Here is a 15,382-nt window from a genome sequence, read left to right as displayed (position 1 = left end):
AACTTTGAGTAATCTTCCTTGGATGAACACCTATTTTTTCTGTTAATACACTCTTTTTTTATTGAATTTCATGAATTTGGAATCCAAATTCATATTTTTGCACATCAGACGTAAAAAAATTATGGCAAAGCAAGAAGATGTTTTCAAGAAAGTGATTTCTCACGCTAAAGAATATGGTTTTATTTTCCCTTCCAGTGAGATCTATGACGGTTTATCCGCTGTTTATGATTATGGACAGAACGGTGCCGAATTAAAAAACAATATCAAACAGTATTGGTGGAAAGCTATGGTACAGCTTAACGAAAATATTGTGGGTATTGATTCCGCGATCCTTATGCACCCTACCACATGGAAGGCATCAGGCCACGTAGACGCTTTCAACGATCCATTGATTGACAATAAAGATTCTAAAAAACGTTTCAGAGCAGATGTCCTGGTAGAAGACTACTGTGCGAAAATTGAAGATAAAGAGAATAAAGAAATCGAAAAGGCAGCGAAAAGATTCGGTGACTCTTTTGATAAAGCTCAGTTTGTAGCGACGAATCCAAAAATTCTGGAATACCGTGCGAAAAGAGAAGCTATCCTTTCAAGGCTTGCCAAATCTCTGGAAAATGAAGATCTTGCTGATGTAAAAGCTTTAATTGAAGAGCTTGAAATTGCTGATCCTGATACGGGTTCTAAAAACTGGACAGAAGTAAGACAATTCAACCTGATGTTCGGAACGAAACTTGGAGCTTCTGCAGACAGCGCGATGGATCTTTACCTAAGACCGGAAACGGCTCAGGGTATTTTCGTTAATTTCCTGAATGTACAGAAAACTTCACGTCACAGACTTCCTTTCGGTATTGCACAAATCGGTAAAGCCTTCAGAAATGAAATTGTTGCAAGACAGTTTATCTTCAGAATGCGTGAATTTGAGCAAATGGAAATGCAGTTTTTTGTAGCGCCGGGAACTGAACTTGAATTTTACGAGCAGTGGAAAACAAAACGTCTGAACTGGCACCTTGCTTTAGGTTTAGGGGATGACAACTACAGATTCCACGATCACGAGAAATTGGCTCACTATGCGAATGCAGCGGCTGATATTGAATTTAACTTCCCATTCGGTTTCAAAGAACTGGAAGGAATTCACTCAAGAACAGATTTCGACTTAAAAGCGCATGAAGAATTCTCAGGAAGAAAACTTCAGTTCTTCGATCCGGAAAGAAACGAAAACTATGTACCATACGTAGTGGAAACTTCTGTAGGTCTGGACAGACTATTCCTTTCGATCTTCTCACACTGTCTTAAAGACGAAGTACTGGAAGACGGCTCAGAGAGAACAGTTTTATCTTTACCACCGGCATTAGCCCCAATCAAAGCAGCGATTCTTCCGTTAATGAAAAAAGACGGTCTTGCTGAATATGCTGAAAAGATCTTCAATGACCTGAAATATGATTTCAACTTATTTTACGAAGAAAAAGATGCCATCGGAAAACGTTACAGAAGACAGGATGCCATCGGTACACCTTACTGTATCACCATTGACCACGACTCTCTAACGGATCATACAGTGACGATAAGAGACAGAGATACGATGCAGCAGGAAAGAGTTCCTGTTTCTGAATTAAGAAGAATCATCGACGAGAAAACAAACTTCAGAAATTTACTTTCTAAACTATAGACTAAAGCCCCATTAATTGGGGCTTTTTTATTGTCTAAATGATAAAGTATAAAAAACCTGTGTCATCTGCGAAATCAGTGGGATATTTTTTAATTCGCGCTGATTTTGCTGATAATGCAGATTCTTTCTATTAATATTCATCATACAAACCTTATAGGTCTTTGAGACCTGTAAGGTTTTTCATTCTCAGAAAAACTCAATACAATAGATATTCTTCATCAGATAAAATTCGTCTGCTCCTCTGCTTTATTTAGAATATGAATAAAGAAAATGAAACTTCTCCGGCGTATTCGTTAATTTATTATTTTTGGTAAAATAATAACTATGAAAAAAATAAGTTTACTGGTATTCAGCCTTGTTCAGATGCTGGCCTATTCCCAGACTCAGGACCTTACTGCACTGGCTGCCGGTGATCATGTGGGAATGAATGCCCTCTTCGATGATAAAGACAATCTTTACGGTTATGTATCCCTTTATTCTTACGGAAAGACCGGCGACAGAACCAAAAAATTCGAATATGTAATTCTGGATAAAAACCTTAATCCTGTCGCCAATAAAGAATTTGAAGGCGATATTACAGCTGCTTCTTACCGCGGATATGTCGACTTTAAAGGACAGATCATCCTAAGACCTTCCATGATGGATTATTCTCTGGTAAAAACAAGAGAGATCTTCACGCCTGTTTCCATGGTTATCGATCCGAAAACCAATACCATCAAAAGAAAAGTATATTACGATTATCTTGAAGACGGAACCTTCAAAGAGATTAATGAACCCAAAAACTGGAAAGCACAGCGCAAGGAAAACCGGGAAGAGAAAAAAGAAAAGGGCTACAACTATGTTTCTGCGGTTGGAGAAGTAAAAGAAGGTGGATATTTCGCTGTAGAATACAAAGACTACGGAAAGTATGTGAACAACAACAGCATCATTAAATTTGATGACAATAAAAAAGAACTCTGGCGCTATAAATACAACACGGATGGTACAAAAAAAGTGTTTTCCACTTTATCCGTTCTGGACAGGGATGAGAAATACATGTACTGCATCATGAAAAAAGCGGACGATGATAAAAAGTCTTTCAGCATGGTCGTGATCGATATGAAAACCGGAAAAGAAGCTTCCAATAAGCCAATCACAGGACTTTCCGATACCACAATAGACCTCATCGACAGTTTTTCTCTGGGATATGACAGCAGCCTTGACAATGATAAGACTTTTGACGACAAGATTGTTCTCCTTGGTAGAAATTTTGCGAAGTATGATTATATTGGGTACGCCAGAATGATGATCAATAAATCAGATTTTACCGTAGATACGAAAGAGATCAATTTCAAGCCGGATTTCGCCCGCTATCTTCCGAAAATCAATGCCAATGGTATGGTAGAAAGCGGCTATATGCTTCAGACCAAGGATATGTACTTTATGAATGACGGAAGTGTAGGAATTCTTACGGAAAAATACAAACCGGCCGGACAGTACAACGCTCCTAAAACTACGGATCTCGTTTATGTTTATACAGATAAGGATTTCAAGATTAAAAATATCCAGGTTTTTGAGAAGGAAAAATCTAAATGGATAAACAGTGATTACCTTTTCTCCCAATACCTCAACGGTGGAAAAGATGTGGTATTCTTCTACCGTGACTATCAGAAGGATGAAGTAACCAAACAGAAAAAATGGAACCTTTTTATCAATACGGTGATCGATGGAAAATTCAAGCAGGAAATCATTCCTATTTCTGAAAAAGACAATTATGCCGTTACACCGTACGTTGGAAAAGAAGGCTATATTCTTCTCCGTGAATACAACGAAAAAGAAAAGTTCAATAAGCTTCGTTTAGAAAAACTGAACTATTAAAAACCAAGAATCCTGATGCATGATCAGGATTCTTTTATTGGGTAGCTGCTTTGGTAAAAGTCCGCTATATTTTTGATATCATCAAGGCTCAGATTCCACATAAAGTTCAGAAACTGCTGATAACTTTCACTTTGATTTTTAGGTTCTATCCTGTCCAGATAACGGTTCAGATTGTAATTTTTCCGGGCTTCATATATTTTATTGAAACATATACCCAGCCAGCCTTTGTAATACTTTTCCTCTTCTCCATCCTGCAGAAACTGCATCGAGGCATAAATTCCAAGTCCGTAATCTTCAGAGTGAAAATAATTGGGAAGAATCTCCATTCTGGCCATTTTTTTCATGTTTGTAAAAGTTTCAGAAGGTTTTTCTGACTCCACCGAAGGTTTAAGTTCTGGGAAGATTTTTTTCAGCTTTTCAATCCTTCTGGACATTTCGGGATGCGAGGCCAGGGAATCTTTGTCCAGTTTTTCTTTGTAAAAATTATAATTGTATAGCGAGAAATCTTCCTTCTTCATCCACTTATCATTGAAGGCCTGTTTCGGAAGGTCAAAAAGTTTTTTGTAAGTCTCTATCTTCAGTTCACGCGGGGAAATGGTGTCAAAATCCTGCAATCTCTGAAGCGCGTTTACATAGTCATTCTTTTTAAAATCACTGTTCTTAAAAATCGCGTAGCCTAATGAATCCGCCTGCATTTCCTGCTTTCTTCTTTCCACGCCTTTTTTATATGCGCGGTTTTTAAGGATGTCAAAAGCTTTTTTATTCTGGGTCTGGCTGCGGCTTACCGTCGTTTCTTTCAGATTCTGTACCGTTATTTTATCCAGCTGATCCTGCTCGATAATGCTTAAAAATGTTTTGAGCGAATGTTCATCAATTTTATGCCCCAATTCATGGGTAATCACGGCAGCGATCTGGTCTTCGCCATTCAGCCAGTTGTACAGTCCCATATTGATGACAAAAGTTCCGTCCGCAAGGCAATAGGCATTGGGTGTATTATCTCTTGCTACCAAAATTTTAAGATCCTGTGGAATTCTGGGATTATTTTTTCTCAGGCGCTGGATCAGGGTTTTTATTTCCGTTTCAAATTCAGATTTAAAAATAAAATCTTTGTTTTTCACCTGCTTTTCAAAATCGGTTCCAAATTCTTTATAGATTTTAGACAGTTCAGAACCTGTCTTCCCGGAATACTGCGATCTCAATTTTTTTATAAAAACTTCGTTATTTCCGGCAAAACTTTTTAAAAATTCTTTTCTCTGCAAATAGTCTGCGGTGTCTATCATTTTATAGGTCTGGGCGGCTCCCATCACTGAAAAAATGAAAAACACGAATACAATGAGTTTTCTGGTCATATTTTTCATCAATAATCGCAAAAATAGTTTATTTACCGTTCCTTTCTCCTTTTCTTATCAAAATTATTTTAAATTTGTTTGAGACTGATACTCATGATCATATGAAGGTATTAAAATATGTAATAGGCGGAGCAGCCGTAGGGGTAGCCGCAGTTTATCTTTTGGGATACGACTATTTATTCAGCGGAATTTCGAAAACGTATCTCAGAGGCAGATCCAGCGCTTACATCGATGATGGAAAACTTTTCCCGGGAAACCTCATCGCTACGGAGGAACCTGAACTCTGGACGGAAGATCCTGACTACAACAAGAAGGAACTGCCTGAAAATGTAATTGAAAATCTGAAACACTCCCAAACCGCAGCTTTTGTGGTCATAAAAAATGGAAAAATTCTTCATGAGCAGTATTGGGACGGCTACAACCAGCTTTCACAGACCAATTCTTTTTCAATGGCAAAAGCTGTTACGGTAATGCTTCTGGGAAAAGCACTGGAAGAAGGCATCATTAAAAATATAGATGACAGACTTTCTGATTTCTATCCTGAATTTAAGGAAAAGGAATTCGGAAGTGAGGTTACGCTTAAGAATTTAGCCCAGATGGAAGCCGGACTCGACTGGGATGAAGATTACAATAATCCTTTTCTGCCGAATGCCAAAGCTTATTACGGCAGAAACCTCATCAAAGCTGTTTTCTCAAGGAGATTTCAGGAACAACCCGGTATCCGTTTTCAATATCAGAGCGGAGCCACTCAACTTCTCGGATTTGCTTTAAAAAAGGCTTTGAATCAAACATTATCGAGCTATTTATCAGAAAAATTCTGGATTCCGCTGGGCATGGAACAGAATGCTTCATGGAGCACTGACAATCACGGGATGGAAAAAACATATTGCTGCATCCACTCGAATGCTAGAGATTATGCGAAACTAGGACAGCTGTTTTTAGATGATGGGAAAGTTGGGGAGGAACAAATCCTTAATCTGGATTTTATCGAGCAAATGAGAACGCCTACTGAAAAATCTCAGGAGATCTATGGAATGGGGCTTTGGATCAATCATGACAATCTCGTTAAACATTATTATTTCCTTGGATTACAGGGGCAGTACATCATTATGGTTCCGGAACACAATATGGTGATCGTGAGGACCGGAAGCTACAGCAATAACCCTAAAAATGACAGAGGAAGACCGGATCAGGTGAAATTCCTTGTCAATGAGTCCGTTCAATTATTTCAATAAACATTATGGAAAAATATAATATACAGGTGGATGAATATATTGAGAAATCTCCTGATTTTGCACAACCCATTTTAAATTATCTCCGGGACACCGTTCATGAATGCTGTCCTGAAGTAGAAGAAGCTATAAAGTGGAAATTTCCCACTTTCATGTACAAAGGAAAAATTCTCTGTTCAGTTACCTCTTTCAAGCAATATTGCAGTCTGGGATTCTGGCTACATGGGGAGATGAACACTTTAAAGGAAATGGAATCGACAGCCGAAAAAAGTTCAATGTTCAGTTTAGGAAAGCTTACTAAAATGGAGGATCTTCCCTCTAAAGTTCAGCTTAAAAAAATGATTAAAGAAGCTATGGAACTTACAGATATGGGCGTTACGATGAAAAAGGCGGCACCGTCCAAAGTGGAAACTAAGGTCCCTGATTATTTTCAGGCTGCTTTGAATGAGAATAAAAAAGCTTCAGAGGTTTTTGAAAAAGGATCTCCGTCTTTCAGAAAAGAATATATCAACTGGATCACCGAAGCCAAAACCGAAGCAACCAGAAACAAAAGAATGGAACAGGCTTTGGAATGGATAGGCGAAGGAAAAGCAAGGCACTGGAAGTATGAAAAGAAATAAAAACAGATGGAGAAAAAAAATTACATTCTTTCCCTTCCTTACATTTTCAAATTTCGCATTCTCTCAAAACTGCAATTTTGAAGGCCATTACAAATATGTCCGCTCACTATCTTCTAAAAACCAGAACAGTTCAGAGATTGTTCTGAACAGCATCATAGATTCTGCGCAAATAGAAAACATCAGCCGAATTATCCGCCGAAAGCTTATTACCTGAAATCATTCAATAGCGGATGCAAAATGACCGCTTGACTGGGCAGAACAGGCACTTAAAATTTCTACTGAATACAATTATGCATCGGGAAAAGCCCTTGCCTACAGAATGTTGGGAACAGAATATGTCAAACACAGGCTTTTAAAGAAATGCATAGATAATTTCAAATGAAGCACGTGCACAATATACCACAAACCAGAAACACCTCAATACGCTGAAAAACAAATAGTTAATATTTTTTAAAACATTTCAAAATTCGTAATTTTAATGAATTTTCGTAGCAAAACAGGAAAACCATGTATATTTTTTAGATTAAAAGATACACAATAGAAAATTTTTAATATTAATTGCTCCTTAATTTTGTACAAACAAAACCTTCTCACTATTATAGAAAATTATTAGGTCTATTGTGGTCGGATATCCATAATTATTTTTAATTTTGTATCAAACATTCCATAATTAAACAATGAGAGGCAGACCCACCGTACATCATGATGAAGATCTTATTTTAAAAGCTCAGGAAGTTTTTTGGAAAAAGGGCTATTCTGCAGCTTCTTTATCTGATTTACTTGAGGCTACAGGAACAGGAAGCGGAAGTTTTTACAATACCTTTAAGGGGGGAAAGAAAGAAATTTTCAAAAAATCGCTACAACAGCGGAAGGATTTCTTTATGGCTTTCAAAAATGAGCTTGATCAGGCTGAAGATCCTTTGAAAAAAATTAAAGATTTTTACCTCAGCATTGCAGATGAAGATAATGAATCTCATATGAAAGGCTGCATACTTGTCAATTCCGTACTGGAAATGACTTTTGTGGATGATGAACTAGAGCAACTCTCCGCTAACATCCTTCGGGAAGTTGAAGAAATGTACACTGATGTCATCAGGCAGTCACAGAAGAAGGGGCAGATCAAAAATCAAACTCCGGCAGATATTTTAGGTAAGTATTTAGTTACTTTCTGGTGTGGCCTTAACAGTCTGAGAAAAATATACCCGGAAAGAAACGTGCTGAAAAATCAGATTGAATTTCAATTGAAAATACTGGAATAAATTTTTTTTCTTATTTATGGAACGATCAATACAAAAATAAAATTATGAATTTACAATTAAAAGGTAAAAAAGCATTTATCAGCGGCTCCACTCAGGGAATTGGGCTTGCCATCGCAAAAAAATTACTGGATGAAGGCTGTGATATGGTCATCAATGGCAGGAATCCTGTTAGAATCGGGAAAGTTGTCCACACTCTTAAAGTTGATTACCCCAACTCAGATATCATCGGACTATCCGCAGATTTTTCACAGCCGGAACAGGTTGAAAATATGATTGCACAAATAGGTCCTATTGATATTTTAATTAATAATGTTGGAGTATTTGAACTGAAAAAATTTCATGACATTACAGATGCTGACTGGATGAATATTTTCAACATCAATGTGATGAGCAGTGTACGGCTTACCCAAAAATTACTTCCACATATGATGGAACAAAATTGGGGAAGAATTATTTTTATCAGCAGTGAATCCGGGGTTAATATCCCTTCAGATATGATCCATTACGGCATGTCAAAAGCAGCGATGAATGCAGTTGCCAACGGTGTTTCCAAGTTGACAAAAGGTAAAAACGTAACAGTGAATACACTGCTGGGTGGTCCTACTTACTCAGATGGTGTTGCGAAAACAATTGAACAAATGGCTGCCAATAACAACCTAAACGTCAGTGATATAAAATCTACCATCATACAGCAAACCAATCCGGACTCTCTCCTGCAACGTTTCATAGAACCGGATGAAATTGCTTCTATGGCAGCGTTTCTTTCAAGCCCTTTATCACAGGCTGTGAATGGTTCTTCCGTGCGTGTTGACGGAGGAACTTTAAAAGTAATATAAATCTGCAAAAAACAGGAATAAGATAAAGCCCGGAAGCATCATTGTGCTTATAACTTCTGGGCTTTTCTTTTTAAGAATTACTTAGTGCTTTATCAGGCTTAAATCATCTTCAACCGTTCTTCCTCCAGATCAATCTGGTATAAATGCTGACGGATCACTTCTTCATTTATGGTAACATCTTTATTGAGCTCTGAAAGATACTGTCGCTGGCTTTCCAGCATTTCCACAAAGATGATTTTATTTTTTTCGCTCATCCAGCCGTCATCGTTGGCTTTTGTTTTTTCTTCCCAATGTTTTAGCATCCTTTCGAATCCTGCATTTCCCTGAAGTTCGTTTTCATGTTTTGTCTTAAGGAATTGATAAACATGTTCCTTCAGTTCTCTTTTTATTTTCAGTCTTGTGAGTTCTTCTTGCTCTTCGTTCATAAAATCCTGAAATGCCCTTCCTCTTCTGATGATATATGGCAGTGTAAGTCCCTGCACCAATAATGTCAGCAAAATGACTACAAATGTGATAAACAATATTAAATTTCTGTTAGGAAAAGGTTCACCATTGCTAAGGGTAACAGGAATAGCTAATGCCGCCGCCAGCGAAACCACGCCTCTCATACCTGTCCAACCCAGAAAAAGGGGCATCAGCAGACTTCTCATTCTCGTAGATGCTCTTGGTGCCACGCTCGGCCTGAATATATAAGTAGCCACCATCGCAGCATATGCACTGATGATTCTTGCCAGAATAAGAACAACAGTTACCAGTATTCCATATTGAATGGCAATCCCTAAAGGAATGCCCTCAGAACGAAGCCCTCCTACAATTTCAGGAAGTTCGAGACCAATGAGTAAGAAAACAATACCGTTCAGGATAAATACAAAGCTTTCCCATACACTGTGCCCTTTTATTCTGCTTGCACTGTTCAAAAATATGAGGCGTCTTGCCGACATAAACAGACCTCCGCACACTACGGCAAGCACTCCGGAACTGTGAAACTGTTCAGCCACCCAGTACATAATGTAAGGCTCTATAAGGGTCATTGCAATATCAGAAGATGCATCTGTAGGCAGTCTTTTATGGGCCTGTACAAAGATCCAGCCCAATAATAACCCGATTCCGGCACCGCCAATGACCATCCATAAAAAACTCAGGGAGGCTTCCTGCCATACGAATTGCCCGGTTCCCACAGCTATGAGTGCAAAGCGGAAAATAATCAGGGAGGAGGCGTCATTTAATAAACTTTCTCCCTCCAGAACAGCGGAAGTAGTTTTCGGGATCTTTACAAATTTCATAATGGCGCCGGTACTTACAGCATCAGGCGGTGAAACAATCCCTCCAAGCAAAAAACCTAAAGCAATAGTAAATCCGGGAATAAAATAATTAGCAGTAACAGCCACTGACAGCGCCGTAAAGAATACCACGAGAAAAGCAAAACTTCCGATAATACGCCACCATCTTCTCATCTCCTTAAAGGAAATAGCCCAGGAAGCTTCAAAAAGTAAGGGAGGTAGAAATATAAAGAAAATAAGGTCCGGATCTACCTTGACTACGGGAAGTCCGGGCACAAAACTTACCAGCAGACCAAAGATCACCAACAGGATGGGATAAGCGATTTTCAACTTGGTGGCCCACATATTCAGCAATACAATAGCGGCTATCATGGCCAGGAAAAAAGGTAAAATAGTATGCATTAAAATAGTGTGTTTTTATCATTTGCTCATTTCATTTTTTACATCGTAATGAGCTGGTTTTTTACAAATATACAGTCAATTCTCTTTTCTTGTATTCATTTTTCTGATCCTATTTGAACTTAATTTGAAATAGTTATAAAATCCCTTTTAATCACCATTATAGATGTAATTTATTAACAAATAATACATTTTTTATTTAAAAATTTAATTAAACACGTCAAGTTTCGTCGCTACGGATTAATACTTTTGTACCATAACAATAAACATCATGGACAAAGTAACAACAGAGAGAATCAACAAGCTCCATCCTTCCGTAAGAGATGAAGTAAAACAAATCATCAGAGAATGCGATGAAGCTCTTACCGGAAGAGCAAAAGTCAGAATTACACAGGGTCTGAGATCTTTTGAGGAACAGGAAAAACTGTATGCTATAGGAAGAATCACAGCCGGAAAAAAAGTCACCAATGCCAAAGCCGGACAAAGCATCCATAACTATGGCCTTGCGGTGGATATCTGCCTGATGATCGACGGAAAAACAGCAAGCTGGGACACCGCCAAAGACTGGGATAATGATCAGGTAGCCGACTGGTACGAATGCGTCAAAATTTTCGCCAGACACGGCTGGGACTGGGGCGGAAACTGGAAGACTTTCAAAGACCTTCCCCACTTCGAAAAAAAGAGTATCCAAACTAAAAAAGGACTGGTGAAAACGAGCTGGCGAACGCTGTCAAAGATGCCTAGGGATAAGCAAAATTATATCCTATTTTAATTCTCTTTTATTTGAAAATAATTATAATACGACAAGTTCTGTCGCTTCCCCGGCCTACCTTTGTTTTATAAGAAAAATGTTAGTAAACTGAGATCTCAATACTAAAACCAGCATCTGTTTTCAAGGGCAGAACGTTGGTTTTAGTTGTCTCAGGACTCTAGCTTATCTTTTAAAAACCAACAAAACATCACATGAAAAAGACAACCATTCTTTCTTTGGACGGGGGCGGAATAAGGGGAATTATTACCTGCATTATTCTCCGCTACATAGAAGAACAGCTTCAGTATCATGATAATCCGGGAGCCAAACTCGGTGATTATTTTGATCTGGTAGCCGGAAGCAGTACAGGAGGACTGATTGCTTCTATTATTCTATGTCCCGATGAACACCGAAAAGCGAAATATTCTATCCAGAAAGGATTGGAATTATACGCTGAAAGGGGCGGCGACATCTTTCAGGTTTCTTTCTGGGAAAAGCTGGTCAATCCGTTTGGCCTGCTGAATGAAAAAATTTCCCAGGAATCACTTGAAAAAAACTTGAATGACTTTTTTGGACACTTAGAACTTAAAGAATTTATAAAACCATGTTTAATAACCAGTTATGACATAGAAAACAGAAGAGCCAAGCTTTTCAATTCCTGGGAGGCTAATCTGAGCACAGATAATTTTTATGTAAAAGATATCTGCAGAGCGACATCGGCGGCGCCTACGTATTTTAGTCCGGTACAGATCAAATCTATGTATGGACAGATCTTCAGCCTGATAGACGGCGGTATGTTTGCCAACAATCCTGCTCTTTGTGCTTATGCGGAAGCGAGAAAAATTCCATTTGCTGAAGTGTTGAAAAATCATCAGAAAGCTAATCATCCAGGTGTGAATGATATGATCATCGTTTCTATCGGAACGGGGATTGAAGCCAGACCTTATTCTTTTAAAAAGCTTCAGAAGTCAGGAAAGATCGGTTGGGTAAATCCGATCATCGATATTCTGATGTCTGCGAATGCTGAAACCGTAGATTATCAGCTGTGCCAGATGTTTCAGACTTTGGGTCAGCGGAATCAGAAAAATTATTATCGCCTGAACCCGTCTTTGAAAAATGCGTCTCCGGGCATGGATAATGTACGAAGATCCAATATTGAAAATCTGATCCAGGCGGGACTGAGTTATATTGATGATAACAGAGAAACACTGAACCAGATTGTACAGAAACTGATCAGAAATAAAATATAAGCTTTTTACCTTATAATGAATCAATATAAGCTTAAAAGATAATATTGAAAAAATATAAAAAGTTTTTAAAACACGTCAAGTTTTGTCGTCATCTCCCACTACTTTTGGAGTATCAATAAAGACACAAAAAAACAATCATTAAAATTTTAAAAAGCCTTTGAATTCACCATTTATCAATGCTGGACAGCCAGAAATATGTTTAAAACATAACCACAACTTTAAGACACCCAACATGGAAACACCAGATCACAATCCAGATATACTCTTCGATGAAGATCTCTATACTATTGAATGGAGCGACATTGAACATGCAGAGATGGACTATGAGAACTATCTCAACGACATTGAAAACTTTTTCAGGGAAGATTTCACAGATGGTATTCCTGAAGAAGATATTTACTAAATAACATGAGTTCGGGATAAGACATTTCAGTTTTATCATGATATAAGGAAGTCAGAAGCTCGAAGAGGGAAGTTATTGAAGGTCAAAGATAGAAATACAGGATATTTTATTCATCTTTTTAAAACGACTTCAATACATTTAAAAGGAATTGTTAAGTAGCTACTACCCAATAATAACTTCCATCCTCCAACTTTTTAATCTTAATTACTTATCGCAAACTCAGCCTAAATTTTATTTTAACACGACAAGTTCTGACGCTGTCCGGAATTATCTTTGAAACACCAAATCAAGACACCCGACATCACCCCATAATCATTCAAACACACCTTTGAATCCATCATTCACAAAATGCCGGACAGCCGGAACTATGTCAAAAACTAACCAAGAAACATAAAAAATGAATCACAACATGAAATGCACAGTGGGCATAAGTTCTACCACTTAAAAAACTAAACCTCATTAAGAGCTTCTGTAAAAAGACTCTTCAAATTATAACCTATTTATTAACCCAAAACAAAATCACAGTGTTTTTATTATGAAAACAAAACAAGAATTAAGGCTCAAATTCGAGAACGGAGACAAGCCTACACAAGACCATTTCTGGGAATGGCAAGACTCGTACTGGCATAAGGATGAGAAGATAGAAATGACCAAAATTGCAGGTCTGGAAAACGGATTTCCGCGTTTCAATGACTTTTATGCCGAGACAGATGAATCCGGAAATGCTTCATTGGCCCATTTGCAGGTGAGGAGAATCTTTATCAAACCAGGAACATTGCATATTCCCGATCTATTTGCCAATTCATTGGGGATATCTGAAGTAATCCTTACTGACAGCATACTTACCATCGGAGCTGATGCTTTTCGCGGCAACGCAGTCAAAACCTTAACCATTACAGGAAATGTATCCACTATTGGCGAGCGTGCTTTTGAAAACAATGAGCTGGTTTCAGTCGTAATCCCTGAAAGCGTCAAAGAAATTAAAGATTCTGCCTTTGCTTATAATAAGATTAAGTCATTGTACGTACCTCCAAGTGTTACCCTGATCAGGCCGAATGCCTTCAATTTTAACCCGGGCTTATCCTCTGTACTACTGGACAGAGCCACGCAATATTATCCTGATGCATTTGGAGCAAACACAAGGGTTAACGGCGGAACCTTAATCTTTGATATGTAAAAATCAAATAAAGCAACAATGAAAACAAAACAGGAAATAAAACAATATTTCGAAAACGGAGACATTCCCACTCAGGAGCAGTTCTGGGAATGGCAGGATGCTTACTGGCACAAAGAGGAAAACATTCCTCAGGATAACATCAGCGGACTGAAAGATGCTTTAAATGCTAAACTTAATAAACCACAGGCAGGAACCGGCTTTTATATTATTGCTCAAAACGGAGATATTCCCGGTTATTCAAAGCTCAATCTGCAGTCTTACAATATTCCTTACTGGAACGGATCCAGTCTTACAAGCAGCGGCATTTATCACAGTAATGATAAAACAGGGCTTGGGACACAGAACCCTTCGGAAATGCTGGAGGTAGCGGGAAATATTAAAACTTCGGGACTCATCGTTTCTAATCTTCCGGCAGCCAATATCAATTACACCAGGAATCTTGTGGCGAAAGATGACGGAACCATCGGATGGGAAGGAAAATCTACCTCTTCAGGAACCTACATTCCATTATCCGGAACACAAGCCGGCAAGCCAATTTCAGGGAACCTTGAACTGATGACAGAACAGCCTGAAGAAAACAATCTTATCTACAGAAATAACATAGATACAGGGGTAAAAAATGAAATCGGATTTTATCCTTCAGGAATGACGATCTCATCTGTGAACACTGCACAAAATGTGGTCATGTCCAAAATAGATCTTTCCAATGACGCACTGTATGTATCCGGTCCTTCTTCACAGCTGTCTATGGATCATGAAAGAACTACTATTGCCTACTACAATGGCCGGGACATGAAAGGAATTGTAATAGATTCCAATATTGACGAGCCTATTAGGATCATGCATATATCTCCTGCGGGAAAACCCAGAGGTCTTACAGGAGACGAATATTATGGAAAATATGCCGAATCCAATGATTATATCCAGAAGCAATATGTAGACAAAAAAATGTCCTACAGCCGTGAGGAAGTAAGAACGGAAGGAACCTGGATCAACGGTAAACCGGTTTACAGACAAACGCTGTTTTTCGATCAGATTCCAAGAACCGGAGAAATCGATCTCGAAAAGTATATTCCGGACATTGAAACCATCATTTCCAACGAAATGTTTACCGAATGGTGGGCTTTCGATATGGCATTCGCTGGCAACCAGTGGAGAACGCAGATTTTCATCACCGTAGAAACAAAGCTCATCAAAATTGAATTTGTGAAAGAGCCTGATTATGATTATTCCGCGATTAATTCCTTTACAATCACCCTGGAATACACCAAAAAAACTGATTAACAACAAACACAACAACACAATA

General features: G+C 38.3%; 13 protein-coding genes. 11 read left to right on the top strand and 2 right to left on the bottom strand.

Annotation, left to right across the window (positions count from 1 at the left end; all coding sequences use genetic code 11):
• Positions 1–121 precede the first annotated feature (121 nt).
• Both LC419_RS17620 and LC419_RS17615 read left to right on the top strand, forming a co-directional pair.
• Positions 122–1,663 (top strand): glycine--tRNA ligase, encoded by a 1,542-nt coding sequence (locus tag LC419_RS17620; protein ID WP_034724100.1) that lies wholly within the window; start codon positions 122–124, stop codon positions 1,661–1,663.
• 324 nt (positions 1,664–1,987) lie between these two features.
• Positions 1,988–3,520 carry a hypothetical protein gene (locus tag LC419_RS17615; RefSeq protein ID WP_223608589.1) on the top strand — a complete coding sequence of 511 codons (1,533 nt, stop codon included), beginning with the start codon at positions 1,988–1,990 and terminating at the stop codon, positions 3,518–3,520.
• Positions 3,521–3,543: 23 nt separating this feature from the next.
• Here the strand turns inward: LC419_RS17615 and LC419_RS17610 are convergent, their stop codons facing one another.
• A complete protein-coding gene (locus tag LC419_RS17610; protein WP_223608588.1) occupies positions 3,544–4,869 on the bottom strand; it encodes a M48 family metalloprotease in 1,326 nt (441 codons plus the stop codon).
• A 101-nt stretch (positions 4,870–4,970) separates the two neighbouring features.
• Here LC419_RS17610 and LC419_RS17605 point away from each other — a divergent pair, with 101 nt between their 5' ends.
• The 4 genes from LC419_RS17605 to LC419_RS17590 all read left to right on the top strand — a co-directional run bounded on the left by LC419_RS17605 (position 4,971) and on the right by LC419_RS17590 (position 8,816).
• The gene (locus tag LC419_RS17605; RefSeq protein WP_223608587.1) at positions 4,971–6,104 is read left to right on the top strand and encodes a serine hydrolase; all 1,134 of its coding nucleotides are present in this window, start codon (positions 4,971–4,973) and stop codon (positions 6,102–6,104) included.
• Positions 6,105–6,109: 5 nt separating this feature from the next.
• Positions 6,110–6,721, top strand: coding sequence for a YdeI family protein (locus LC419_RS17600; protein WP_223608586.1), 612 nt, complete (start codon positions 6,110–6,112; stop codon positions 6,719–6,721).
• 677 nt (positions 6,722–7,398) lie between these two features.
• Complete coding sequence (locus tag LC419_RS17595) at positions 7,399–7,980, top strand: TetR/AcrR family transcriptional regulator (protein ID WP_223608585.1); 582 nt, start codon at positions 7,399–7,401, stop codon at positions 7,978–7,980.
• Positions 7,981–8,024: 44 nt separating this feature from the next.
• The gene (locus LC419_RS17590; protein WP_223608584.1) at positions 8,025–8,816 is read left to right on the top strand and encodes an SDR family NAD(P)-dependent oxidoreductase; all 792 of its coding nucleotides are present in this window, start codon (positions 8,025–8,027) and stop codon (positions 8,814–8,816) included.
• 98 nt (positions 8,817–8,914) lie between these two features.
• Here the strand turns inward: LC419_RS17590 and LC419_RS17585 are convergent, their stop codons facing one another.
• Complete coding sequence (locus tag LC419_RS17585) at positions 8,915–10,498, bottom strand: Na+/H+ antiporter (RefSeq protein WP_223608583.1); 1,584 nt, start codon at positions 10,496–10,498, stop codon at positions 8,915–8,917.
• Between the two features lie 268 nt (positions 10,499–10,766).
• Between LC419_RS17585 and LC419_RS17580 the strand changes: the two genes are divergently transcribed.
• From LC419_RS17580 to LC419_RS17560, 5 genes are all read left to right on the top strand, one after another.
• Entirely contained in the window at positions 10,767–11,267 is a 501-nt protein-coding gene (locus LC419_RS17580; RefSeq protein WP_223608582.1) for a M15 family metallopeptidase, read from the top strand.
• 191 nt (positions 11,268–11,458) lie between these two features.
• The gene (locus LC419_RS17575) at positions 11,459–12,496 is read left to right on the top strand and encodes a patatin-like phospholipase family protein (protein ID WP_090025951.1); all 1,038 of its coding nucleotides are present in this window, start codon (positions 11,459–11,461) and stop codon (positions 12,494–12,496) included.
• A gap of 232 nt (positions 12,497–12,728) precedes the next feature.
• Positions 12,729–12,899, top strand: coding sequence for a hypothetical protein (locus tag LC419_RS17570; protein ID WP_156122717.1), 171 nt, complete (start codon positions 12,729–12,731; stop codon positions 12,897–12,899).
• Between the two features lie 535 nt (positions 12,900–13,434).
• On the top strand, positions 13,435–14,076 hold the full coding sequence (locus LC419_RS17565) for a leucine-rich repeat domain-containing protein (protein WP_223608581.1): 642 nt from the start codon (positions 13,435–13,437) through the stop codon (positions 14,074–14,076).
• A gap of 18 nt (positions 14,077–14,094) precedes the next feature.
• Entirely contained in the window at positions 14,095–15,360 is a 1,266-nt protein-coding gene (locus LC419_RS17560; protein ID WP_223608580.1) for a hypothetical protein, read from the top strand.
• Positions 15,361–15,382: the final 22 nt, after the last annotated feature.

Origin of the sequence: Chryseobacterium sp. OSA05B, from assembly GCF_019970065.1 — a bacterium.
Classification (GTDB): Bacteria; Bacteroidota; Bacteroidia; order Flavobacteriales; family Weeksellaceae; genus Chryseobacterium.
Note: the sequence above shows the minus strand (reverse complement) of the source record. Positions and strands in the feature narration are given on the sequence as shown.